At 35.0% G+C, this 22,860-nt stretch carries 43 protein-coding genes; 6 read left to right on the top strand and 37 right to left on the bottom strand.

Going from position 1 to position 22,860, the window contains the following annotated elements:
* Positions 1-81 precede the first annotated feature (81 nt).
* From VB776_RS16370 to VB776_RS16315, 12 genes are read right to left on the bottom strand one after another with little or no spacing between them, the layout of a single operon-like run.
* The gene (locus VB776_RS16370; RefSeq protein WP_323697905.1) at positions 82-609 is read right to left on the bottom strand and encodes a lysozyme family protein; all 528 of its coding nucleotides are present in this window, start codon (positions 607-609) and stop codon (positions 82-84) included.
* Between the two features lies 1 nt (position 610).
* On the bottom strand, positions 611-766 hold the full coding sequence (locus VB776_RS16365; RefSeq protein ID WP_323697904.1) for a hypothetical protein: 156 nt from the start codon (positions 764-766) through the stop codon (positions 611-613).
* A gap of 28 nt (positions 767-794) precedes the next feature.
* Entirely contained in the window at positions 795-1,277 is a 483-nt protein-coding gene (locus tag VB776_RS16360) for a hypothetical protein (protein WP_323697902.1), read from the bottom strand.
* Between the two features lie 15 nt (positions 1,278-1,292).
* Positions 1,293-1,979: a hypothetical protein gene (locus tag VB776_RS16355; RefSeq protein WP_323697900.1), complete on the bottom strand. Its 687-nt coding sequence runs from the start codon at positions 1,977-1,979 to the stop codon at positions 1,293-1,295.
* A complete protein-coding gene (locus VB776_RS16350) occupies positions 1,976-2,374 on the bottom strand; it encodes a hypothetical protein (protein ID WP_323697899.1) in 399 nt (132 codons plus the stop codon). Before VB776_RS16350 ends, VB776_RS16355 begins: the two co-directional genes overlap by 4 nt.
* Positions 2,375-2,411: 37 nt before the next feature.
* Complete coding sequence (locus VB776_RS16345) at positions 2,412-2,912, bottom strand: hypothetical protein (protein ID WP_323697897.1); 501 nt, start codon at positions 2,910-2,912, stop codon at positions 2,412-2,414.
* 17 nt (positions 2,913-2,929) lie between these two features.
* A complete protein-coding gene (locus VB776_RS16340; RefSeq protein ID WP_323697895.1) occupies positions 2,930-3,244 on the bottom strand; it encodes a hypothetical protein in 315 nt (104 codons plus the stop codon).
* Positions 3,245-3,248: 4 nt separating this feature from the next.
* On the bottom strand, positions 3,249-3,398 hold the full coding sequence (locus VB776_RS16335) for a hypothetical protein (protein WP_323697894.1): 150 nt from the start codon (positions 3,396-3,398) through the stop codon (positions 3,249-3,251).
* On the bottom strand, positions 3,388-3,750 hold the full coding sequence (locus VB776_RS16330; protein WP_323697892.1) for a hypothetical protein: 363 nt from the start codon (positions 3,748-3,750) through the stop codon (positions 3,388-3,390). Before VB776_RS16330 ends, VB776_RS16335 begins: the two co-directional genes overlap by 11 nt.
* Positions 3,751-4,236, bottom strand: coding sequence for a hypothetical protein (locus tag VB776_RS16325; RefSeq protein ID WP_323697890.1), 486 nt, complete (start codon positions 4,234-4,236; stop codon positions 3,751-3,753).
* Positions 4,236-5,093, bottom strand: coding sequence for a hypothetical protein (locus tag VB776_RS16320; RefSeq protein ID WP_323697889.1), 858 nt, complete (start codon positions 5,091-5,093; stop codon positions 4,236-4,238). The genes VB776_RS16325 and VB776_RS16320 overlap by 1 nt, the downstream gene beginning before the upstream one ends.
* 2 nt (positions 5,094-5,095) lie before the next feature.
* Positions 5,096-5,224 carry a hypothetical protein gene (locus VB776_RS16315; protein WP_323697887.1) on the bottom strand — a complete coding sequence of 43 codons (129 nt, stop codon included), beginning with the start codon at positions 5,222-5,224 and terminating at the stop codon, positions 5,096-5,098.
* 624 nt (positions 5,225-5,848) lie between these two features.
* Between VB776_RS16315 and VB776_RS16310 the strand changes: the two genes are divergently transcribed.
* The 3 genes from VB776_RS16310 to VB776_RS16300 all read left to right on the top strand — a co-directional run bounded on the left by VB776_RS16310 (position 5,849) and on the right by VB776_RS16300 (position 6,884).
* Positions 5,849-6,070, top strand: coding sequence for a hypothetical protein (locus tag VB776_RS16310; protein WP_323697885.1), 222 nt, complete (start codon positions 5,849-5,851; stop codon positions 6,068-6,070).
* Between the two features lie 94 nt (positions 6,071-6,164).
* Positions 6,165-6,392 carry a hypothetical protein gene (locus tag VB776_RS16305; protein WP_323697883.1) on the top strand — a complete coding sequence of 76 codons (228 nt, stop codon included), beginning with the start codon at positions 6,165-6,167 and terminating at the stop codon, positions 6,390-6,392.
* Positions 6,393-6,464: 72 nt separating this feature from the next.
* Positions 6,465-6,884: a hypothetical protein gene (locus tag VB776_RS16300; protein ID WP_323697881.1), complete on the top strand. Its 420-nt coding sequence runs from the start codon at positions 6,465-6,467 to the stop codon at positions 6,882-6,884.
* A gap of 59 nt (positions 6,885-6,943) precedes the next feature.
* Here the strand turns inward: VB776_RS16300 and VB776_RS16295 are convergent, their stop codons facing one another.
* From VB776_RS16295 to VB776_RS16175, 25 genes are all read right to left on the bottom strand, one after another.
* On the bottom strand, positions 6,944-7,717 hold the full coding sequence (locus VB776_RS16295) for a hypothetical protein (RefSeq protein ID WP_323697879.1): 774 nt from the start codon (positions 7,715-7,717) through the stop codon (positions 6,944-6,946).
* The gene (locus tag VB776_RS16290; protein ID WP_323697877.1) at positions 7,677-7,916 is read right to left on the bottom strand and encodes a hypothetical protein; all 240 of its coding nucleotides are present in this window, start codon (positions 7,914-7,916) and stop codon (positions 7,677-7,679) included. The genes VB776_RS16295 and VB776_RS16290 overlap by 41 nt, the downstream gene beginning before the upstream one ends.
* A gap of 206 nt (positions 7,917-8,122) precedes the next feature.
* Positions 8,123-8,371, bottom strand: a complete 249-nt coding sequence (locus VB776_RS16285; protein ID WP_323697876.1) for a hypothetical protein — start codon at positions 8,369-8,371, stop codon at positions 8,123-8,125.
* Positions 8,311-8,895 carry a hypothetical protein gene (locus VB776_RS16280; protein WP_323697874.1) on the bottom strand — a complete coding sequence of 195 codons (585 nt, stop codon included), beginning with the start codon at positions 8,893-8,895 and terminating at the stop codon, positions 8,311-8,313. The genes VB776_RS16285 and VB776_RS16280 overlap by 61 nt, the downstream gene beginning before the upstream one ends.
* A gap of 1 nt (position 8,896) precedes the next feature.
* Entirely contained in the window at positions 8,897-9,463 is a 567-nt protein-coding gene (locus tag VB776_RS16275) for a hypothetical protein (protein ID WP_323697872.1), read from the bottom strand.
* Entirely contained in the window at positions 9,450-9,905 is a 456-nt protein-coding gene (locus VB776_RS16270) for a hypothetical protein (protein WP_323697871.1), read from the bottom strand. The genes VB776_RS16275 and VB776_RS16270 overlap by 14 nt, the downstream gene beginning before the upstream one ends.
* Positions 9,898-10,125 carry a hypothetical protein gene (locus VB776_RS16265; RefSeq protein ID WP_323697869.1) on the bottom strand — a complete coding sequence of 76 codons (228 nt, stop codon included), beginning with the start codon at positions 10,123-10,125 and terminating at the stop codon, positions 9,898-9,900. Before VB776_RS16265 ends, VB776_RS16270 begins: the two co-directional genes overlap by 8 nt.
* A 12-nt stretch (positions 10,126-10,137) precedes the next feature.
* Positions 10,138-10,422 (bottom strand): hypothetical protein, encoded by a 285-nt coding sequence (locus tag VB776_RS16260; RefSeq protein WP_323697867.1) that lies wholly within the window; start codon positions 10,420-10,422, stop codon positions 10,138-10,140.
* 104 nt (positions 10,423-10,526) lie between these two features.
* Complete coding sequence (locus VB776_RS16255) at positions 10,527-10,670, bottom strand: hypothetical protein (RefSeq protein WP_323697865.1); 144 nt, start codon at positions 10,668-10,670, stop codon at positions 10,527-10,529.
* A complete protein-coding gene (locus VB776_RS16250; RefSeq protein ID WP_323697863.1) occupies positions 10,667-10,933 on the bottom strand; it encodes a hypothetical protein in 267 nt (88 codons plus the stop codon). Before VB776_RS16250 ends, VB776_RS16255 begins: the two co-directional genes overlap by 4 nt.
* Positions 10,933-11,115 carry a hypothetical protein gene (locus VB776_RS16245; RefSeq protein ID WP_323697861.1) on the bottom strand — a complete coding sequence of 61 codons (183 nt, stop codon included), beginning with the start codon at positions 11,113-11,115 and terminating at the stop codon, positions 10,933-10,935. Before VB776_RS16245 ends, VB776_RS16250 begins: the two co-directional genes overlap by 1 nt.
* A 2-nt stretch (positions 11,116-11,117) precedes the next feature.
* Positions 11,118-12,023: an LPD1 domain-containing protein gene (locus VB776_RS16240; protein WP_323697859.1), complete on the bottom strand. Its 906-nt coding sequence runs from the start codon at positions 12,021-12,023 to the stop codon at positions 11,118-11,120.
* A complete protein-coding gene (locus VB776_RS16235) occupies positions 12,002-12,142 on the bottom strand; it encodes a hypothetical protein (protein ID WP_323697857.1) in 141 nt (46 codons plus the stop codon). Before VB776_RS16235 ends, VB776_RS16240 begins: the two co-directional genes overlap by 22 nt.
* Entirely contained in the window at positions 12,123-12,914 is a 792-nt protein-coding gene (locus VB776_RS16230; RefSeq protein ID WP_323697856.1) for a DNA cytosine methyltransferase, read from the bottom strand. The genes VB776_RS16235 and VB776_RS16230 overlap by 20 nt, the downstream gene beginning before the upstream one ends.
* A complete protein-coding gene (locus tag VB776_RS16225; protein WP_323697855.1) occupies positions 12,892-13,218 on the bottom strand; it encodes a hypothetical protein in 327 nt (108 codons plus the stop codon). Before VB776_RS16225 ends, VB776_RS16230 begins: the two co-directional genes overlap by 23 nt.
* 11 nt (positions 13,219-13,229) lie before the next feature.
* The gene (locus VB776_RS16220; protein WP_323697854.1) at positions 13,230-13,493 is read right to left on the bottom strand and encodes a hypothetical protein; all 264 of its coding nucleotides are present in this window, start codon (positions 13,491-13,493) and stop codon (positions 13,230-13,232) included.
* Positions 13,494-13,495: 2 nt separating this feature from the next.
* Entirely contained in the window at positions 13,496-13,945 is a 450-nt protein-coding gene (locus tag VB776_RS16215; protein WP_323697853.1) for a hypothetical protein, read from the bottom strand.
* Positions 13,939-14,142, bottom strand: a complete 204-nt coding sequence (locus VB776_RS16210; protein WP_323697852.1) for a hypothetical protein — start codon at positions 14,140-14,142, stop codon at positions 13,939-13,941. The genes VB776_RS16215 and VB776_RS16210 overlap by 7 nt, the downstream gene beginning before the upstream one ends.
* 86 nt (positions 14,143-14,228) lie before the next feature.
* Positions 14,229-14,447, bottom strand: coding sequence for a hypothetical protein (locus VB776_RS16205; protein WP_323697850.1), 219 nt, complete (start codon positions 14,445-14,447; stop codon positions 14,229-14,231).
* Between the two features lie 4 nt (positions 14,448-14,451).
* Complete coding sequence (locus VB776_RS16200; protein ID WP_323697848.1) at positions 14,452-14,631, bottom strand: hypothetical protein; 180 nt, start codon at positions 14,629-14,631, stop codon at positions 14,452-14,454.
* 307 nt (positions 14,632-14,938) lie between these two features.
* Positions 14,939-17,296, bottom strand: coding sequence for a VapE domain-containing protein (locus VB776_RS16195; protein WP_323697847.1), 2,358 nt, complete (start codon positions 17,294-17,296; stop codon positions 14,939-14,941).
* A gap of 159 nt (positions 17,297-17,455) precedes the next feature.
* Positions 17,456-18,253, bottom strand: a complete 798-nt coding sequence (locus VB776_RS16190) for a hypothetical protein (RefSeq protein WP_323697846.1) — start codon at positions 18,251-18,253, stop codon at positions 17,456-17,458.
* On the bottom strand, positions 18,253-18,435 hold the full coding sequence (locus VB776_RS16185; protein ID WP_323697844.1) for a hypothetical protein: 183 nt from the start codon (positions 18,433-18,435) through the stop codon (positions 18,253-18,255). The genes VB776_RS16190 and VB776_RS16185 overlap by 1 nt, the downstream gene beginning before the upstream one ends.
* Positions 18,436-18,492: 57 nt before the next feature.
* Positions 18,493-18,711, bottom strand: coding sequence for a hypothetical protein (locus VB776_RS16180; RefSeq protein WP_323697842.1), 219 nt, complete (start codon positions 18,709-18,711; stop codon positions 18,493-18,495).
* Entirely contained in the window at positions 18,689-18,961 is a 273-nt protein-coding gene (locus tag VB776_RS16175) for a hypothetical protein (RefSeq protein ID WP_323697840.1), read from the bottom strand. The genes VB776_RS16180 and VB776_RS16175 overlap by 23 nt, the downstream gene beginning before the upstream one ends.
* 144 nt (positions 18,962-19,105) lie before the next feature.
* Here VB776_RS16175 and VB776_RS16170 point away from each other — a divergent pair, with 144 nt between their 5' ends.
* The 3 genes from VB776_RS16170 to VB776_RS16160 all read left to right on the top strand — a co-directional run bounded on the left by VB776_RS16170 (position 19,106) and on the right by VB776_RS16160 (position 22,770).
* Positions 19,106-19,471: a hypothetical protein gene (locus VB776_RS16170; RefSeq protein WP_323697838.1), complete on the top strand. Its 366-nt coding sequence runs from the start codon at positions 19,106-19,108 to the stop codon at positions 19,469-19,471.
* A 291-nt stretch (positions 19,472-19,762) separates the two neighbouring features.
* Entirely contained in the window at positions 19,763-20,809 is a 1,047-nt protein-coding gene (locus VB776_RS16165; protein WP_323697836.1) for a sensor histidine kinase, read from the top strand.
* Positions 20,810-20,883: 74 nt separating this feature from the next.
* On the top strand, positions 20,884-22,770 hold the full coding sequence (locus tag VB776_RS16160; protein ID WP_323697835.1) for a CocE/NonD family hydrolase: 1,887 nt from the start codon (positions 20,884-20,886) through the stop codon (positions 22,768-22,770).
* Positions 22,771-22,860: the final 90 nt, after the last annotated feature.

Raw genomic sequence — 22,860 nt, 5'->3', positions numbered from 1 at the left:
TATGCGTTTTATAAGCGAAATATGAAATTGTCGCTATGATGATTATGGTTAAAATTGTGCTTGGTTGTGTGGCGTAATATTTTACGCCTTCAATAAGCCTTTTTTTTTGATTTGTTTGTCAAACCAAAGTTTTACTTCGCCTTTGGTAATTTGTTTATTGCCGTTTGCGTCAAGCCCTGCATTTGAGTTATAGCCTTTTAGGCTTTTTGCTGCATCTAGAATGATATAACTGTCTGGTTTGCCAACGGCTGCGGGATGAAAAACAACTAAATATAATTCGTACTTATCAGCCAATTTTGTTTGTTTTAACCGCTTCATATTTACTAAGAAGTAGGTTTCAACATAATCTAATTGTTTGATGGCTGGCAAAGCTCCGATTGATTTTGCGGTTACTTTGAAAATATCTAAAGCTGTTGAGTTTAGCCATTGAATTAATCCGTATGCACCTGATGCGGTGTTTACGGCTGCGGGATTCCAAGCACATTCGGCAAAAATCACGGTGTCAAGTTCATCCGTGGTACATCCGATTTTTAAAGCTATTTGTGCCAATTTTTGAATTACAAGGGCTTTATCTGAACCTTTGTAATATTTTTCTGCGAATAATGCCATCTTATTTAAAAGCTTTTTGACCTGCTGCGAATGCAAAGCCTGTGATTAATCCTGCTAACATGAATCCGCCTACTAAAATGATAAGTTGAGCGGGGTCGAACTTGAATGTGTTTTCGGTTTTGATGCCGTTTTCGAGCAATTTGTTTATATCAATCATGTGAATATGTGAATGTCCGGGTGAAAAATTATAAGAGTCCTAACGACTTTAATTTGATTAAAATCTCTTTGTTGTTGCCTAAATAGGTGTCTTCAATTTCGGTCGTTAATGTCTTTGAGCGACTGGTTCCGTAACGGGCATTGTACTTGTTATAGACTGCGGTTACCATGTCGTTTGTGTATGACATTAGTACAGTGTACAGGGCTTCTCGGTATGAGCCTAAACTTGATGCGCTGAAAGGGTCGAAAACCCACGATGTGAATGACTTGTACAAATCATCGACTAACTGATTAGCGATGTTGTCAAAACCTTCGGGAATTCCTGAGCCGTTAGAAGGCAATTTTTTAGCATCGTATTTGGCTAGTGCGTCTTTACCGTCGGATTTTCCTTTGAAATAAATTACCGCTGTAATGATTGATACTACGATAATTACTTGTAAGGTTCGGCTATTTGCGATGGCTGAACCTACCCGACCCGCTCCTGATTTTAAGCCTAATAATACCTTGTTCATAATGTTGATATTTTACTATTTGAATTTCTTTTTTAGCCAAAAAAATAAACCTCCTAAAACTGCAATGATGGCGGTATAGGTTATTAAATCGGTATTATTCACGGGAATTTTAGCCCCTAAAACGTTTAGCTTCTTATCGCCTAAATCATCAACCATGATTGAAACTGCACCTGAAGTATCAGTATTTTGTACGGTACTCGAGGCGGAATCAGCGGGGATTTTGCTTTTATCGGTGGTTAGATACAATGCTGAAACATAGATGATTCCTGCTCCTTTTGCGGGGAAAAGTTTGATAAATCCGTTGATTTTTTCCCCTGAACTGTAACCGATTAGTTCGGCTTTTTTTGCGGTTCTTACTATGTTTGCATCTGTTGAGGTTGATGGTGTATTACGTACATTTACGTCGTTTGCTGTTACATAATACGGTTTTGTTAGGCTGTTGGTTGAATCGGTTACTAGGCTGGCATTGACAAAACCTTTATCTTCAATCCAGTTTGTTAGGCTTCTTTCATCATAAACAAGCTCTACAAAAAGGATTTGACCGAAAATCTTGTGATTGCCTGTCAATCTGCCAACGACTGCACCTGTATCAACTTTTCTAACGACTGAACTTATATCGTTAGGGTCTGTCATGATGTTGACAAAGCCTGTTTGGGGGCTGTCAGCTAATACAATACTGTCTTTTTTGATGTTTGTTATCATGACTTTCGGAATGCTAAAATGACTAATGAAACAACTGATACGAGTAAACCTGACATGATGATGATTTTTGATGAATCATCACTTTTTGTTTCTAAAGGGTCGGTGGTTTCGTCAGTTTGGATGTTTGCGGTTTGGGTTTCTTCGGGTTCGCCTGTACTTGCGTAAAGGCTTGCTACGTAACGGACTGGCGGATAAAAGAACGGGTCGGATTCAATTTCTATCCATTCGATGGGCGTTCCGTCGTTTGGGTAGCGTTCGGCAATTACCTTTTTGCCTGTAGCGATACCGATTTCATCACCAAAGTTCTTTTTGAAAAGAACCTTTGCGTTTAGGCTTGGTTTTTCACGAATGTTGACATCGTTACCAGTTGAGTATATTTTATCGCCTGTATTCATTTGAGTAAAAAAAAGCCTATCTAGTAGGCTTTTTTATTTATTTTTTCTTTTTGAAAGCGTACCAAAGCAAGCCTAAAAAGGCTAGGATTCCCGCACCGAGTCCGATTTTTCCATTTGTTGTTTTGTACCATTCTGTTACTACTGTGTTGGTAGTACCTGTGTTGGTCAACGAGATTGGATTTGTTGTTAGGGTGCTTCCTGAGGTTGTGGCGGTGTTAAAAAGGGCTTGTTCTGCTAAGGTTGGTCTTTGAGCCGTTTTAGAGTAGAATAAGCCCTGATTGAAAGTAACTCCGTCGGTATCATCCATGATTTGGTTGGTTACTTCGGCTTTGTAGCCTAAGTTTTTTAGCCAAGTTCTCCCTTTGATGGCTAGGTCGGGGTTGGCGGATGTACCGTCGTTTACTAGGACTACAGTTCCTTCGGGTCTTGAAATGGCTACTATGGCTGAACCGTTGTGTTCCCATGTGCCAATCTTTTGCCCGCTTGTGAAGCCCAATCGCTGTTGTTTTAGTAGCTCGTCTTTAAAAGCGTTGTTCATTTTTTGTATTGTTTAGGCTATTTCTTTTTGAAAAGATATAGCAATATTCCGATAAATGTTAAGCCGCCAAAACCTGCGATTAGAAGCGTTTGTTGCGATTTTTGGTCTGCTAATCGTTGGGCTTCGTCGGCTTGGGCTTGGATTTTTGCCTTTTCTAAGTCTGTTAGATTGGCGTTTTGTTGGGCTTGGGCGGCTGCTAATTGAGCTTGGGCATTGGCTTGGGCTGCACTGGCTTGGTTGCCACTTGACCAAACCATTCCAATATTATTTAAAAGTCCAAGTCCTATATCAGCTAAATAATTACCTGTCGTACCTGTCGAGTTTGCTGGCATTGGCTTACTTTTTTAATGCTTTCGCCGCTTCTTTTACGAAAGAGGTGTACTTGCGTGATGAGCCTTTTTTCTTTGCTGCTTTGTACATCTTTGAAGCTTCTTTACCAATTTTGGCAATGATGGATGTACCTTTTGATTTACGTTTAGTTGCCATTTTTTGTATTTGCTTTATCGTATTGTTGTGCTAAGATGAGGAGTCTTACCGCTCGCTCTCGGTGCGATTCAAATAAACTAAGGTTTAAAATATCGCTTATACAGTTGATTAGGGCTTTGAGTGAATAACCTCGTTTGGCATATTCCTGAAAGGCGTAATAATCTGCTAGTTCTTCGATTTTTGTATCTGCTATTACGTGAAAATATTCGTGTAGCAAAATGAAAAATCGGTATTCGGGCGGCATATTTTCAAAATGCTTTGCTGAAATTTCCATGATGCCCGTGGCGGGATATACGCAGGCGGGTGTATCAGGAATATCGTCAATAACTACTATTTGTTTTATGCCTTTCATTTAGCGTTTCTTTATCCAGACTAAGACCGCAATAACCGCTAGGATGATAGAACCACCGATTAGATACGGTTTGTAATCGGTGGTTTCTGTGGTTGGGGTTGTTGGGGTGTCTGTATTGGTCGGCACTTTTACTGGATTTTGTCCATTTTTGATTAACTCTTCATTTGCTTTGCCAATTACGGCTTCCAATACTGTTCTTAGGGCTTTGCGTGCATTTTCTTTTAATGCGGGTGAAAGGCTAAGATTTTGCTGTAATGAAAGATTTTCTGTAAGATAGTCTAGAAACAAGCCCCCTTTTTGGCTGTATGCCTGTGCGATGGTTTCGGTCGATACGGGTTTTTCTAAACCTACTGACTTTAACGAATCTGACACGACTTTGATTAGTTGGGGACTTGAGACTAGCGTTTCTTCTGAAATAATTGGTAAGCTTGAAGGAATTATGTTAACGGAATAGTATTCAAGCCCTGCCAATGGATTTTGGTACATTATCCTAAAAGATGTTGACCAATGTTTGCACCTCCATTGAATGCCGCTCTGGCTGCTGCTGCTTGAATGTTGGTTTCGCCTACGATAGCAACAGAATCACCGATTGCTTTCATGAATTCAGCAAATGCAACCGAAGTGTTTAAGCTTGGTCCAAAGAAGAATTCAAGGTTTACAGTTTGACCTGCTCTGATTGAGTAACTTACTACTGTACGAGCGTCAATCATTTCGTTTACTGGCAAAGCTGCAACGGTGTCGTTGGTTTGGTATGCAGATTTAAGAGATGATGGTTTCAACTGGCGAGTTGTATCATCTGAAAAGGCAAACATACGCTTCACGTTGAATGGCGTGTTTACTTGGATTGGGTCGGTTGAGTTGATGAGGATTTTTGTTAATAACGTTGGATTGTCATTAATCAACGCCATTAAATGAGCAACCTTTTTATTTGGCGTTAAAACGGTTGTTGTGATGTTGGTTACAGCATCTAAAATGCTATTTGGTGCGTCGGATGTGCCACGGAATGCTCCTGCAAACAATGATACGGTAATGGCTGCCGAGTGTGCGTTGGCGATTTCGAGCTGAAAAGAGTTTTCACCCGATTTGGTTACTAAAAAATTTGCAATTCCTTTTCTTTTTTCGTCTTCTGAAAGGAATGGGACTTGTGAGATATTCCCTAATGTAATTGCTGCTGATTCGTTTGTCATTGTTGTAAAATTTTGGCGGGGTTCCCCACCTGTGAAGTATGAAAGATTTTGTGATGCGTAGCCTTTGAAGGCTTGGGGGTTGTGGGCTAATTCTTCAAGCTCTTCAATACTAAGATTTCCCCCTGATTTGCTTGTGATTTTGCGAATTGGCTTCATGATTATTCGGTTGTGGTGGTGCTGTCTTTTGGCATTTTCTTATAGAAATAAGACATGATTGTGCCTGCGAGAATGATGGCAATTGCGGTTGTGACAATTGAGCCAAAATTGATTTGTCCTTTTTCGAACATGACTGATTGGGGGTTTTGTGTGGATGTTTTGCGTATTTGATGAACCAAATTTGGGGTGTGCGATTGGCGGGCTTACGGGATGGGGATTGTAAGGAGAAATAAGCCTTGAAATTGATGAAAATTGAGGTTTTTTGAGGTAAAAATGAATTATTTTTTGTAGGGAAAATTAATAATCCGTTTTTGATTTTACTGACATGATAAAAACCTTTTTACTTTTGTGCGAAAAAGGTTGTCACGGTTGTCACGTTGTCACTTTTTGATAAAAAAGTGCTTTTATGGAAAAATTAAGCGGTTTTTTGAGTGACAACCTATTTGAAATTATCGTTTGAAGTTGTCACTAAAATTAAGAATAGGTTGTCACTAATTATAAAAATCATAAACATAGGGGGTTTTGGGCTTTGGTTTGTCTTGTAGATGTGAGTGGTTTTGTGATTTTGAAATGTTGTTTTTCCTGCTAAAATTTGCAGTGAGAATTAAAATAACGTGTTATGAAACTATTCAAAGAAATTGCCCAATTGAGGTACGGTGAAAGTCCGTATTTGCCGTATTTGTTTCTACTCTTCTGGAGGAAACACTTATTTTGGTTCTCGCCACAATTGGGTAACCTTTTAATCCAAAAATGGCATGAGAACCAATGGAGTAAACCAAAATTTTACTAAGGAATTAGTAAGCGTTGTATTAGAAGAAATGCAACTAGAACAAAGAGAGATTGGAGTACTAAAGAGTACTTTGATGAAAGGTTTTTTTTGCTACCTGAAAAGCGATGTTTCGGATTATCAGGATGAGCGAATAAAAGTTTGTAATGCTTATGAAAGCATTAATAGACTTTTGGATAAGTTAGAATGAAATAAGTTGGTTAAAAAGCTGATAAATGTTATGTTTTTGCGAAGGAAAAGGGTTAATTTTTGGAGTTTTAAAACCCCCAAAAAAATAAACTTACATGCAAAACGGACAATTCGCCAGTGATGAAAACAATTTTACGGATGAAGTAAAAAAAGAAGTGTTGAATGCAATGATGATTGAAAAGTCTGAAATTGGATTTATTAAAAAAAAGCTTGATAAAATGTTTGTTAGCTATTTGCTTAGTGCAAATGCTGATGATACAGAAGAAAGGCGGGAAATAGTGAACAGCTATGAAGCCATCAATATTTTGCTTGAATTTTTGTAATAAAAAAGCCTGTTTGATGTTTTGAACAGGCTTTTTTAATAGTTTTACGTAAACAATTAAAACAAACATACAATGAAACAATTCGCTTTATTTTTGGTAGTTCTATTTACGTTGTCGGGCTGTAAAAAGGATGAAATAGTTACGCCTGACTATACTGCTACGTTTGTAGGGACTTGGAGGGCTACAAACGTTACTCAAAATGGACAAACAATTAACTTAGTTGGAAATACTGATATTGCTATGTATTTAAAAGCAAAAGCGATTGGCACTAACAAACTTAGTTGTATGTTTAGCACAGTAATTCAGGCGGCGGTTACTGATTCGGAAAGCTTCGAAATAGATATAAGCAAATCAGGTGATAATTATACTTTTACGCAAGTCGGGAATACTGGTGGTGCATCATATTTCAGATATACGACTGCTACAGGAGAATTAAAACTTGGAGGTGTGGATGATAAAGGTACTACATTTGAAATGGTATTAAAGAAATAGTGTGAATGATATGGTTCTAGTGAACGGCGACGATTCACACGAATGAAAAGCGAATGAAATTATTCATTCGCTTTTTTTATTGCTGCTATTACTGCTGTTAGCCCTAATAAACCTGCAAAGCCCACGGCAATTTGTTTGGTAGTGTATGGCTGTGGTAATTTTGCTTTTCTTTCTTCTTCTTGGGTTATTAGGTTGGCTTTGTAGTTTAGGATTTCGGGCTGTAAAAGGTTGTTGAATGCTGTGTTTTGATTTACGGGATTTACGGTACTGGCTGGGTTGGCGTTGTTGGTGATGGGTTGTTGTGCTATGGTGGCAATGTCGGGCAAATATGGCTTTACGTCAAACGCTGGATTTTGGGTTTTGTAGGCTTCCAAAAAATCATAAAATAGGTTGATACATTTGTCAAGGAGTTTGAATAAATCTACAACGGCTTGGTTTACGTTGTTTTGATTTGAGCCTTGAAGTAATGAACCAATTGAGTACACCAATGCACCGCCCGGGATGGCGTTTACAATTACACCGTTTACCATTGAACCGATATTGATAGAAGAATTTGAAGTTTCTTGAACTGGCAAAGGCTTTTTTTGAATGTATGCTAAAAAGACTTGATATTCTTTTGACTTCAGATAATTTTCTTCGTTTTGCCCTAAAAATAGGTTTGATAGTTTTTTTGGTACTGCCAAACAGCCATCGTAAACGGCTTGTATAACATAGCGTTGTTGAGCTGTGATATAACCTTTAGGAAGGAATGTTTGTGTACGGAATTCTAAGCCGTATTCTTCTGTAATGTGGTTATGAATTGCTATTATCTTGTTTTTTAGTATTTCGCTCATTTTGTGTGTGGGTTTTAATGTATGAAATGATGACTGTTAAAACGTAAATCGGGTAAAATATGCCGTAAATGGCTACTTCAAAGCAAACAATTAGTTTGTCCATTGCTTTGAAGTTTGGATAATCGGTGTTTTTGATTATCGGGATGTAATAGGCTATGAAAATTATGTAGCCTATTGCGTAAATGATGGCTGTTGTCATGGTTTTTTTAGGAAAAAGTAAAAGAATGGATAGAATAAAAACACAAAAAGGAAGGCAATTATTCTAATGATTTTTTGAGGTACTGATAGGTACTTTATTTGATTTAATAACGGACGTACAGTATCAAACGTTAGGAATAAATAGCCTAAAATGTATATGGCTAAAAGGATTTTTAATGTGATTTCCATTTTGTTTTTTTGTGGGTTTTAGCGTGGGTATGGGTCGCCAATTAGTTGGCGTAATAATTCCCGTTCTTTTGGGGTTAATTGTTTTCTGCGGGGGTTATAGCCGATTTTATCAAAAGCTTCTTTGTGTTCTCTTATCAGATTTTGAAGTGTTTTCAGTGATATTTCGTACATTTCGGCTATTTGAGATTTACCAACGGGAATGTAAATCAGGTTATTTTGAGGGTTACTGAGTGGTAATTGTCCTTGTGGTTCTGTACTGTTTGCCATGCTCTGAAAATTTCATCTGGTTTCGTAAATTTTTCTAAATCTTGTGGGCGTTTGAAAGAATCGTTTGTTTTGCGGATAATTAGGTAATTACACATTTCGCAAAAAAAAGGCGGTACTTGCTTAATTGCCCAATAGTTTGCCAAAAATGTTATTCCCCATTGTCTGGATGCTCCGAAAACGGCAATGATGGGCTTTGCTGTTTGTGGATTGATGTAACCGTGTGCATCTTCGAGAACAAAGAAGAAATTTCTTAATTTGCCTTTACGTTCTAAGATGATTTTGAAAACATCAACGATGGAAAAATTATCATCCGAAAGCATTGATACTTTATACTCGCCTTTACCGTTCCATTTTTTGAGTGCTGAAAGTGGCATATTTGGCACGGATTCATAAGCCTTTTCGTTCTTTATATCGTAAATCAATACCCCAAAGCCATTATTGAGGTATTGTTTACGGATTTGCTCGGTAATGGTAGATTTTCCTGTCCCTGCGTTACCTGTTTGAATGATTTTCTTTGCATCCATGTTATGCTTTGATTTCGGTAAATGCTTCTAAACCACGTGGTACATAAGCCATGCAAACCGCAAAAACTAGGGCGGTACTTGGTGAAATGTCTGTCATTTTATGTTTGATTACAGATGATAGCGGTTTTGAAATAGATTTGATTTCGTCACGTGTGAGTTTTGCACGGTCGATTTTTTGGCGGTATGCTCTGTATTGAGAATATTCCGTTTCAATTTCAGAATCTGGGCGTTGGAAAGTGGTTATTTTACCCCGTTTATAGTCTTCTTCTAAATTAAAAAGGCGTTCGCATTCTACTAAAATGTTGGGCTTTATGTCTTTGCAATATTTAGAAAAATATACTTTTGAATCTATGATATTTACGAAAATAGAATCTACAGTCTTTACGATGTCTGTAGAAAGAGATTGAAATTCAGCGGATGACATTTGCTGAACTGGTTCTTCTTCTTCTTGTAATTGTTCCTCTTCTTCAGTTTCAAAATGTTCTTCGGTTTCTATAAACTCAACCTCTTCGGGTGCTTCGGCTGGCTTTACGTTGTTTAATTCTTCGATGATGTTAATACCTTCCATATTTTTGAGCGATTTTTTTAATGTTTGATAAATGATATGATGATTTGAGTATGATATTTAGTGCTTTGAAAAGTTCGGATAGTGATGATTGATTTTTGAGGATGAAAAAAATAGTTTCTTTGGGGTTTTTCTGTGTTTTTAGGGCTTCCAGTAGCGTTTTCCCTTCGGTTGTGGCGTTTTCAATGGTATGATATAAGCCTAAAATGTAGGTTAAATCTTGGCGTTGGTCGTTGGATTCTTTCACTTTTTCGATAAGGTGAAAAAGTGCAGCTTTATCTACCTGTACGAGTTCGCCTGTTTGCTTTTGTATTGAAGCAATTAAAGCCTGTTCGATTGTTGGAACAGGCTTTTTGAATTTTGAGCGTATTTTTAAAAGTATTTTTTTAAAAAGGTTGTACACCCAAAAGATTGATTTTTTGATTTTTGAAAAGATATTACGCATTTGGCGTTTGCTCAAAGATGAAAGATTTTTCTAACTGTGTTTCTGGCTGTTGTTCTAAATTAGATACTTGGATGGTTTTAAATGAATCTGCCAAAGCAGTAACCATCAGTTCAGATAGTTTGATACCTGTTTGTTCTGACTTTTCTTTGAATTTATCCAGTAATTCAAAAGGGATTTGCAAAGGATAGTTTTGTGTTGTTTTTACTTTTTTTTCTGACATGGCTATGATTGGTTATTGGATTTGTGAAAGTTCTTTTAGAAGCGAAGCTCTGTTTACGCCTGCTTTTACGGCTTTGTTTGTAGCATGATTTAAGCGTTTTTGGAGCAATTCAGTTTCTTGAGCAAAATTGATTTCTGGTAAAGTTGCTTGAATTGTTGTTTGTTTATGGCGGTTATTTACGATGTATTCTACGTAATGTTTAACCGTTTGAAATGGATTCTTAGTTACTGGGTCTATCAGTGTTGGAAACTCTTCTTTTAATTCTGATTCGTTTACCTTATTTATTGTTATTGCCATTTTTGAAGGTTTTTTTGTTGGAATAATTTATAAACAAATGTAAGTAATTATAAGAATAAATGTCTATAATTATCATAATTACTTACATTCTGGAGCAAAAAATTTTACTCTTCCTTCTTTTCTACGATTTTGATAAATTTTTTTGATTTTGTTAAATTGTTCATTCTTGATTTCCAAATTTTGTTTTGCTCTTCCTTTGTGATTTTGGCTTTTTCAGCTTCTAACTGTTTTTGATATTCTTCTCTCATTGGTTTAATTTTTGTTTTATGGTTTCTAATTCTTCTCTTAATGCGATTAAATCGTTTTCAAGTACTCCCTGATAGACTAACAACGATTTTGTAAGGTTGAGAAAACGTACAAAGGTTGGTCGTAAATATGAAATTGGGGTTAATTCATCAACTAGCTTTTTTGTTGTTCCTGTTTTGTCTTGATGCTCACGTTCTAATTTTTTCAACGATTTTGAAATACAATTCAATTGAGCATTTGTTAAGCAAAATTGTCTGTTTGTCATTATCGTATTGATTCTCTTAATTGTGATACAGTTGTTCCGTCGTATTCTTTGGGTAAAAGAGATAGGAGGAATTTTATTTGCAAGCGGTCGTTAAAATCGAACATTTTTGATAGATGTTCTTTTAACTTTTGTGCATCGGTTAGGATGACTTTTTCGGGGGTTAATGCGGTTTGATTTTCCATGTTTATACGAATAATCGTGTTTTGAATTCCTTACAAAATTGCTTGAAAAGTGGGCTTAATTGCACGATTTCGGCTTTTGTTGGGTAAACTATTGGTAAATACTTGGACTGTGCCAATAGTTTGTTTTCGATGTTTTGTAATTGGAGTTCATGAGACACCCAAGCTTCAAACCAACGGGCGAAAATTTCATTTCTACGTATCCAATATTCACCTAACGTTTCATCGTCACTTACTACTTTTGTTAATCTGACATAATAAGGTGAAAGTACTTTGTTTGGCGTTTTCCAAATGATTTTTTCGAGTATATCATCTGTGATGTTTCTTAATTTGCTGCCTACGTTGATTCTATCTTTTTGTATAGAAATACCACCTGTTAGGGCAAAAACGGAATTGTCTTTATCAAGATATTCACCTGCGAAATAATCTAGGAAATGTCCGTATTCGTGGGCGAAACTGCCCATCCCTCCCGTTGTGATTAATCTTACTATTTTGGGGCTGTCGTCTCGTTTATAGCGAGTTAGATTTATGATTTTGAATGTTGGTTCGTAGTGGGCGAGTGCTTTTGATTTCCCTCTAGCTCCAAAAGCAACGGATAACTGATTGAAGCCTAAAAACTGATTAAAATGAAGGACTTTGTTTAAATCGTAAAGTGATATGACTAAAAGATTTACGTAATTGAAACGGTCTTCTTGTGTTACCCAATTTCCAAAATTTAAGTCTTTGATTCCAAATTGTTTTTGAAGTGTTTTAATTGCGTTGTTTTCCTTCAAAATTGATGGTGGAAATGTGAAATTAGGGCGTACAAAGGGAGTATAGTCTTGATAGTCTGTACCTTGCCAATATTCGGCTAATCTTGAACCTTTTGATACTTCATAGGATGTATCGGTTATTTTGTGCGTTTTTGCCATTGTTTTAGTATTTGAGTTTTGTATGATTTATTGAATAATTTTGGGTTTGCATCATCACCAATGGTTTGTTCACGTTTTGGGAGTTTTGCGGTTGTGGGTTTAAGCTGCTTTAGTTTCATTGTTTTTGTGTTTTAAAAGTGAAATTTTCTTTCTACAATTATCGGTGGCGGTTTGCCTTTTGGGTAGTTTGTCTCTGCCACACCCGCACACACATAGTTTTTGGTCTGTGTAGTGCAGCAAATTATCGTAATTACAAATTTGTTGGGCAATCGCTCTGCTTACTGATAGATGTACGGAATTGCCTACTACTTTGTAATTTCCTCGTTTTGTGAGGTCGGGTAAATAAAAATCTGGTGGTAAACCTTGTAATTGGCAAAAAGTACTAAAACTTCTGCGATTTGTCTTTGTGCCTTCGGTGGCTGTTAGGGTTCGTTCTAATTTGCCAATTGGTTGTTTACGGTTGAATTGTAAAATTTTGCCTTGCTTTGAGCCAAATTGAAAGTGCCGTAATCTACGTACTGGTTCTCCAAAATGGCTTGGGCAAAGGTCAAAACGTTGTACATGGTAGCCATCGACCTCAATATCTGGCACGGTTGGCACGTTTTCGAGCAAAAACCATTCGGGACTAGCTTCTAACACTACTCTTTTGTATTCAGCTAACATTTTGAGTCCGTAACCTGTTGGTTCGGAACGATTTGCCATACTGAAATCCTGACAAGGTGAACCGCCAATTATGCCAAAGAAGGCGTTTTTAGTTACGTTTGTAAAGTTTTGAATGTCTTTGTATAAAATAACGTCACCCGCTGAAACTACGCAAAAATGATTATCTTGAAAGCCCTGCCCTAATAGGTCTATGCCTGAAAATAGGCTAAGGATTAGTTGGTTTTTCATAAGATAGTATAAATTTTGTAAGTTCATATTCTGAAACGTTGGAAGTATAACCTTCTCCAATGCAATAATTAGCAAAATCAATCAAGGCTTTAGTAGTTAAATTTACTTTTGGTGAATCAGCTTTGAATGATAAATTTATGTCTCCTTCAATAAGTTGTTTAACCTTCAATTCACCTACTTTTAATAATAAGGCATGGTAATAATGCTGTTCGATTTGTGATTTTGCGGTTATATACTCATGTGGCTTGTATGGGTCGTAATTTACCTCATCCAATAATTTTTTAATTAATTCGGATATTCTCATGATTATGATATTTATGATAGTAAAAGATATTCTTTTTTATGTCCTGCTTCTATTTCTAAATTATAGAGTAGGGTTTTGCCTTGGATGAATTCTAAAAAGCCTAAAAGCTGTGATAATTCGGAATGTAAAGCGGAATTATAAGGCTCTGATTGTACAGAATTGAAATAAATTTCTTCGTTTTCTGCGTTTTGAGCGATGATTCTGTTGGTTTCTAGGACTTCAAATTGATGTTTGAATGATGCTAGTAGTATGGGGGTGTTTATTTGTGGCTGCATGGCTAAAAGGGTAAATCGTTAAATATTATTTTTTGTATTAAAAAGCCTGATTCGTTTACTTCCATTTCATAATCAAAGCATTCACCATTGAAAATTGATAAAACCATTTTTGCCTGATGAAGCTCTTTTTTCAATAAATTATCTTCGTTTTCTAGTCGTAAATCATTGAGTAGTCCTTCTCTAAAACGATTATATCGTTCTTGTTTACGGATGTCTATTTCAGCAATTTGTAAATCAATTTTAGAAATGATTTTTCTAAAATCTAAATGACCCGTGTTATAATCAGCACTTATCGTTAATTTATTTACTGGTGCTTGATATTTTTGGTTGGCTAAAAATGACAATTGACTGTGTATTGATGTATAAAAAGGTTTTATCTTTTGTTGAATTCTTGGGGATAGCTTGTTAAAACCAATTGCAGGTTTTACAAGATTTAAAAGTAATTTCAGCATAATTTCTTTGAGTTATGGTATTTGTTTTTACAGATTTGGTTACAAAAACGTTGGTTTGGCTTTGGCTCTGGAATTAGCGTTTTACAGGTTTCGCAATTGATTGGTATAATGGTTGGTTCTGCCCTGATTTCACGCCAATAGCCTGATTTTTCGTAATGATTATAATCAAGATTATTGCTACTTGCGATTGATTTCATTAGCTTGATTCCTTGCTCTTTGCAACGTTCTGAACAAAAACATGATATTGAGATTGATAGAGAATCAAGGCGGTTGATTATGGTGTTCATATAAATTCTTCTGATTCTAGTAAGTTGAAAATCAATTTTCTTTCTTTCACGGTTAATGATAATTCATTGCCTATCCAATATGTTCTTTCTGCATTAGATTCAAAATCATTGACAATTTTAATAATGCCATCTTTTTGTGTGTCGCTAATGCTTTCTATTTCTAGCATTTGCATTGCTCTTTTTATGAATAGTTCGATGTTCATAGATAGTATCATGGCTTTATTTTTTTGGGGTTAAGTATTCGCAATCTGAGAAATGGGTTGTTATGTTTTCGTGTTGACCTTTTAATCGGATGGTTTCAGATAAAAAGTTGATGCCAATTAGCGGAAATATTTTGCCCTGAAACTTTACTTCTTTATTGGCTATTACGGGCGTTTTTAGGAATATTTCTTTTGTCATGCTGTATTTAGTTTGCGTTTAAAAATGTTGTCACTACTGTCACCCTGTCACTAATTGGAGTTAATTAACTGATTTTCAATTGTTTATATGGTGACAATTAAATTTTAAAATTTCAAAAACCTGTCACTCTTTAAAATCGACCTGTCACTACCTGTTTTTAACTCTTTTTAAATATAAGTGACAACTTATATCCCTTTTAAGTAAAAATATTAATTAAACTGTCACTAGGTAATTTACTGATTATTAGATAGTTAAGTTTAACTGGTGACAAGGTGACAAGGTGACAAGTATTTTTAAGACTTTAGCGTTACTTTAAAACTGCTATATTGAAATATCTTTTTTTGTTGGTCCGTTGCTGTATTAAGCCTAATTCTTTTTCAAGTTTGATTTTGAGCGTAAATACATTGATGATGTGACCTGTTTTCTCTTTGACATAATGCGATATTTCGGATGCTGTCATTTCTTGTATTCCGACTATTCCTGCTTCTTCTATGTTTTTTATGTTATTTGGATTATCAAAATAGATATTAAGCCATTCAGAATCTTTGTCGATTGCTTCAAAGCTCTTCGTATTATCATTCAATAGTTTTACATCGTCTGAATCTAAGGCGTATTTATAGCCTGATTTGTAGAGTTGATAGATTTCTAACCAAAGCTGTGTTTTGTCGATGGCGTTATAATTTGTATGGTCTATTGCCTGTACATCAATAGGAATTAAACGACGGTTTCCAGTCGGGTCGGTTAATATGTTAGGGTCGTTGGTTGTAGCACATAGATTTGCTAAACGTGCAACTGTAGTTGTGCCTTTTGCATAAGGGCGTTTGTAAGTAAAAGAAAGTACTGAACAAAGATATTTTACACGTTTTGCATCTGCTTTCGTCAAACCTGACATTTCATCATCGAGAATCATAAATTTTTCAGACATAATCATTGCCAAAACTTGGTCTTTCTCTTCTGTAATTTTGTTCTCTGACATAAAGGTTTTGAGCTCTGGCGGTAATAGCCTTCTAAAAAACTCTGTTTTTCCTGTACGTTGCTTTGTACCCGATAAAATGAGTAAAAGCGGGTTTGGAGTCCCGTAAACCGATGCAATACATGATACTAGCCATTTTGTTAAGAAATGTTCTACAAAATTTGGAGCAAAGGAATCATCTTCTAGTCCTTGATTAGTGATGATGGTTTTTGCTAGTTTTGAGATTAAACCTGTTTCGGTTGGCTCTGGGCTGTTCTCGAAAAATTCTTTGATTGGATGATATGACATAGTATAATTTGAGTTGATAAATTGATAGAATTTATCTTGACTCAACCCGATTGGTACGCCTGTGCGTGAATAGCCTAAAAGCTCTGATACTTCAATGTCTAGCATTATAGTATTAATATCAGAATCTGATAAAGCTTTTCCGTTTATTTCGCAAGCTCCTGACAATTCATTTCTGCGAAAATTGTTGTAATTCCTTTCAAAAATTTGTTTTAATTTCAGAATGTAGTGTAGATTATTAATGTTGAAAATACTTTTGTTTTCGATGTAAAGCTTTTCAATCATTGATTTAAGCTTTATATCTGAAATGGTTTTTTCATGAAAATTTTCAACGATGTACTGACAATCTGAGATTGTTTTGTTTTGGTGTTGACCTTTTTTGATGTTGGCAATTGTAGTTTCACGAATTTGGAAGAGTAGTTTTTCTGTGAATAATGCACGGTTTTGCATATCATCATTGAAAGAGTCTTCCTGTTCTATTACTACTACTTTTTTTCCATTGTACTGGTACTCTACATCACGAAAGATAAATTTCTCTTCTGCAATGTATTTTGAGTATAATTTGTAAAAATCCTCAACGTTTTTACCGATACCGAAATAATTCAAGAGTTGTGTTTTCTTGAATGTTGTTAGGTCTATAAAATTGAAATGGCGTTTGATTTTAAAGGTTAAATCCTTTAAAATCTCTTCTTCTTTGCCTTCTAATGAAACTAATAAATCATCTAAACCTTTGGCGTTATCTTCATACTTTGCATGAATATGAGCAAAGGTTATTTGCTTGAGTATCTCTATTTTTTGCGATGCTTCAGCGAAATTTCGGACTGCTGAATAAAAAGAGGTTGCTCTTTTGGCTAAATCCTTTTTTGGCTCCCAGTTAACCGAAAGTGTATCTGCATCTGTTAGAAATATTAGGTTTTTAACATTACATACTTCAATTAAATCAACAATATCAGCGTGAAGCTCCTTGTTTTCTCCATAAAAGGCATGAATACTTGGAACTCCGACAATATCAAATCCGTGAATGTCTGCTTTGAAGGCTTTAAACTCGCCTTCGGTAATTGTTAATGTGTGTATCTCAGTTTTGTTGAGATACTTTGAAATAATGTTTTTTGGGAAAAATGGGCGTGTTCCTGATTTTGCGGGTTGCGTATATTTTTCGCTTGGACTTTTTGGGTTTTTCAAACGAGTTCTATAAAACCACTTATCAGGATTGTTTTTTGAACCTGAATCGAACGTGTAAACGTGACCGTCTAAACGTGGGTACAAAATTCTTATGTTGTCGTGTTCATCAGAACTGAAATAATTTGTGGTAGTACGGTGTTCTTCACCTTCTACCCGTATTACTTCAATACTATTTTGTTCTTCTGAAATTTTAAGTTGTTCTAATCTATCTAAAAGGTAAGCCATTTTTTCGGGCGTTTAATTCTGTTTCAATTGATATGATAATTTCACACAATGCGACTTTTTCGAATTGTGAAAGCTTATTTTTTACAATGATTTTTTGCTTGACCTCGCTAAGTTCTGTATTTAGCTTAGTAAGTGAGGCGTTTCGATGTCGTTTGAAAATCATAGTTCAGATAAGATTTTTTGTTGAAGTAGTTGAGGAAATTCCCTGAACTTTCTAAGAAAATTATCTGCATAAGCTTTGAATTTTTCACGTTCCCGAAAATCGTTTCCTAAAAAGGAATAATCATGAAGCTGGTTTGGTCCTTCATAATTCATGTACAGATTTTCAAGGGCTAAACCTTTTCGGGTTTGTGAGTAGTACTCAATCATTCGGTAATTTTTAAGCATTTCTTGATAAATGCTGTTTGGGTAGGTGCTAATTAGAAACTTTATGTTTTGGTATGATTTAAGCATTTTAATTAGTTCAATGTGCTGTAAATCAGTCATTTCGTTTTTGTAAACTTTACGCTGCTTTTTTCTGGATTTAAGCGGATATGGCGGGTCTGAATAGATTACAGTATTGAAATAAGTAAAGAATGACTCATATTTTACGAGACAATATTCAGCGTCCAAATTCTCTACAAAAATCAAAGGTGAATTTTTGTGTTCGTTGATTAAATCGTTAATATCGTTTCTGGTATAATCATCACCATTTAAGCAATTAAATTTTTGTTTAAGCTTTTGTACTGTATCAGGGTCAATATCGTTGAGTATCGTTACTCTTGATGGCTTTTTAAACTCTGTGATACGTGCCAAGCCTGCGTGTGTTTCTATAAACATTTCATGTGGCGGGATTTGGTTTATTATTTTTTGAAAAGTGCCGTCGCTTCCTTTTCCTCCGTAATACGAAAGCCTGGCACTATCGTTTTTTTTTTGGTGCGGGCCAGCATCTATAATTTTTGTGATGGGAGCTGTCATTATTCAAAGCTTAATTGATTAGTGATTGATTTTTGTTTTGATAAAATGTGTTTAGTCTCTTTATCGACTAACCTTTCTAATTTTTTGGCATTGTCCAAGTTAAATTTTGAACGAACTGAAAAATAAAGGCTTTGGGCTGCTCTCATTTCTTGAATGAGTTCAGCGTATTTTGTTAAGTCCATAATTACGATTGATAATGTGAATGATCTATGATTAGAAAACAGTAATCATTCACACGGTTAAAAAGGGAAAAAGGTATTTTGGTCTGCTAATTCATCAAATCTTAACATAAGTTCATCTAAAAGAAGGTTGTCTTTTGATAACCAAGCATTTGCAAAACCATTGTGTTTTTTTGATATTTCAATGATTTTATTCACTACTTGATTCTTAGATAAATCTTTGATTGGGATTGATTCAGGCTGTTTTTCGAATATTTTATTGAAGAACGGGATTTGCATTTTTCTTTAAATTATATTCTTTGATTATGTCTTTTCGTGTGGGGGTTTGGAAGTCTTGAAATGTCATTCCAAGAGTTTCGATGCAATGTTGAATAAACCATGCTTCTGCTTTCCAGAATTGAGCTGATTCTTGAATCATGGCTCTGTAATGGCTGTATCCGTTGCCAGTTGGCTTAATAACAAAAGACTTGTATTGTTCAATTGTTGCGTTATTTCTGGCTTGGATAATCGGGTTTTTTGTTTGACTCATGATAATTGTTATTTTTGTAAATTAATTGTATTGCTTGTTTATTGATTGTTAAAATTCACTACACAAATGTAGGTAATTTTATTAATTAAAAACAAGTGATGTTCAAGATATTTTTAATAAACCTTGTAAATAAAATAAAACTAAATGAATAGCATTGGTAAAAGACTAAGACAACTGATTGAAAATCAGTATGAAACAATCAATAATTTCGCAGTACAAACAGATAATGAAAGGGGGCAAATTTACTTTGACATTAAAAATGATGATGTGCACACAAAGCGATTAAGGATTTATTTGCCCGCTCTTGGAATGACATTTTCGGAATTTTTTAAGGATATTGAAGATGATGCAAGTGTTTTTGAATCTAAGAACTTAAAAGCTGTAGGAAAAAGTAATAATGAGATTAGTACGCTTAAAGCGTATTATGAGAGTCTTTTGAAGGAAAAAGAGAGGACAATTGAGACACAAAAGGAGTTGATTGAGGTGCTAAAAGGAAAAAATAATCAGTAAAACATACAAGATTTTGCGGGCTGTGAGGTATAAAATTGGGCAATTTTAATATAAATAGTCTGTAATTTGTCTGTAAAAATAGTGTAATTGTGGTTAAAGTGCTGATAATCAGAAGGCTTTAAATTTTGTTTGGAGTTCCATAGTCTCCACTAAAAAACCTTTGTACAAGCTTGTACAAAGGTTTTTTTATGTTTTGTGGTATTAGTCAGAAAAAAAGTTCATTTTTGTTCAAGAAACAAAAACATTAAAACCTTTACATCTGATTAAATATCATTTACGCTATTTTCTTATATGAATCTTAGACAAATATATTGGTTAATGCAGGTTTCTAGCTGGTTACTCATTGCCATGATGGCTTCGAAATATACCATTGAAGAAGATGCAACCTACGATCTTTTATTCCAATACTTTACTGCAGTTTTCATATTTGGACTTTTTGCTACGCATACTTACAAACTGTTTGTAGATAAATACCAACCTGAGGACTCTTCGGTTCAAACATTTCTTTTATTTCCATTAATAGGAAATATTATACTTGGCTTTCTATTTTTTGTTTTAGATATTAAATTCACTTCAAGTGAAATATTAAAAAGCAACTATAATACCTTTGGCGATTATTTCGGTCTGTTTGTAGATGATATTTGGGTAACTACTCCTTGGTTTTTCTTCTTTCATATTCTCAGATATGTTACACAGAAACAAACCATGAATGAGAAAATGATTTCGATGGAAAAGATGCTTATCAAATCGGAATTAGATGCGCTTAAAACACAATTACATCCTCATTTTTTTTTTAATGCACTCAACAGTATCAAAGCTTTAATGGTAATAGACCATCACGAAGCCCGTGAAGCTGTCGATCAGCTTTCAGATTTGTTACGTTTATCACTCAACATTGGGGAATCTCAAACTGTACGAGTTGAAGAAGAACTAAAACTCACTAAAGCTTATCTCTTTTTAGAAAAAATCAGATTCGATAAAAGATTGATGTATTACTTTGACATCGACGAAAAACTGATTAATAAAATGATTATTCCCATTTCTTTAAGTACTCTTATTGAAAATGCTATCAAACATGGAATTGCTAAACTAAAAAATGGAGGAGAAGTAAAAGTGAGAATTTTTGAAGAAGATGAAAACCTAATGATGCAAGTAATCAATACTGGAAATCTTGTTATGCAAGATAACGTAAAACGACAGGATGGTAGCGGTATTGGTTTAGTAAATCTCAAAAAACGCTTAGAATTACAGTACACAGGTGAAGCTTCCTTGAAAATTGAAGAAATTGAAGACAAAGTAGTTTCTACCATTATGATTCCTCTTGCTAGAACTTGGTAAATACAAATCATCACAAATACATCGTTCCCTTATTTTATATTGCATTCATACTCAACAAATATTCATCAAAAAACATGGAAAAATTATTACTGTTGTTCACTCTTTGTAGCTTTTCGTTTTATAATCAAGCACAAAAGCTAACGGTTGCTCAATTAGACTCTGCCTTTGTTCGTGAAAACTACGTCAAGATGCAATACGAAATCGAAATGCGAGATGGTGTAAAACTTTTCACTAACGTTTATACGCCTAAGGATGCCTCTGCCAACAAAAAATATCCGATTATCCTCAAAAGAACTTGCTACAGCGTTGCTCCTTATGGTAAAGACCAATTACCCAATCTAATTTCGAACTCAAGATACTTAATGCGTGAGAAATTTATTTTTGTTGACCAAGATGTACGTGGACGCTGGATGTCGGAAGGAGTTTTCACTAATATGACTCCGCATATTCCAAACAAAAACAGCAATAAAGATATTGACGAAGCTTCAGATACTTATGATACTATTGATTGGCTAGTAAAAAACTTGCCGAATAACAATGGAAACGTTGGTCAATTCGGTACTTCATACCCTGGTTTTTATACAATTGCTGGTGCTTTGTGTGGTCATCCAGCATTAAAAGCTGCTTCACCACAAGCACCTATTGCTGATTTTTTCTTTGATGATTTTCATCATAATGGAGCTTTTACAATAGGTTATGGGTTAACATTTCCTGTGTTTGGCGTACAGCATCCAAAGCCTACAACGAATTCTTGGTATGATGAGCAATTTCCGAAAATCAAAACTTTCGATGGTTTTGAGTGGTATAAAACGATGTCTCCACTTAAAAATTTAGGAGAAAATTATACAGATAATTTCTTTTGGCAAGAACACGTTCAACATCCCAACTATGATGAATTCTGGCAAAAAAGAAGTATTCTTCCACACCTAAAAAACATCAAGAATGCTCCTGCATTTATGCTAGTGGGTGGTTGGTTTGATGCTGAAGATTTATACGGACCACTTTCTATTTATAAAACTCTTGAGAAAAATAATCCAAATATTTACAATTCAATTGTGATGGGACCTTTTGGGCATGGTGATTGGTCACGTGAACGTGGACATCATTTCCATTCAAATATTTACTTTGGCGATAGTATTGCAACACATTATCAGAAAAATATTGAATTGAAATTCTTTAAGCATTTCTTGAAAGAAGCTGGTGATGGAAACAGTAAATTAGCAGAAGCGACATTATTTGATACTGGTAAAAAAGAATGGAAAGAGTTTGCTGAATATCCTGTAAAGACAGCTCAAAAAATAGATTTTTATTTAAGTCCAAATGGAAAAATTGCTACAGGAACTCCAGCAAAAGGCTTTGCAGAATTTGTTTCTGACCCTTCAAAACCTGTTCCTTATACAGAAGACCCACAACAAATTTTAGGATTTAGTCCAAGAAATTATATGAGTGAAGACCAACGTTTCGCTGGACGTAGAACTGATGTTTTGACTTTTGAAACAGATGTATTAACAGAAGACATTACTTTGGGCGGAGAAATCATGGCGAAACTAAAAATTTCAACTACTGGCACTGATGCTGACTGGTTTGTGAAATTAGTTGATGTATATCCGGGTGATGAAAAGAATAGTCCTTATACGCCAGCACATATTACTTTGGGTGGCTATCAGCAAATGGTTAGAAGTGAAATCATGCGTTCTCGTTTCAGAAATTCATTTAGTAAACCTGAACCTTTAATTGCCAACAAAGTAACAGACATCAATTTCCGTTTACAAGATGTGTTACATACTTTCAAAAAGGGACATAAAATTATGATTCAAGTGCAATCTACTGTATTTCCGTTATTCGACATCAACCCACAGAAATACGTAGAAAACATCTATAAAGCCAAAGAAAGTGATTTCCAAAAAGCGACTCATCGTGTGTATGGTGATAGTAAAATTTCAGTTGAAGTGTTGAAGTAGATTTTACTAAATAAAATTCAATCACTAGATTAAACCAATACGCTAGTAATTGAATTAAATTTTCTACATTGATTTTTCGAAGAAAGAAAA

The sequence above is a fragment of the Arcicella gelida genome, from assembly GCF_034931025.1.
Taxonomy (GTDB): Bacteria; Bacteroidota; Bacteroidia; order Cytophagales; family Spirosomataceae; genus Arcicella; species Arcicella gelida.
Note: the sequence above shows the minus strand (reverse complement) of the source record. Positions and strands in the feature narration are given on the sequence as shown.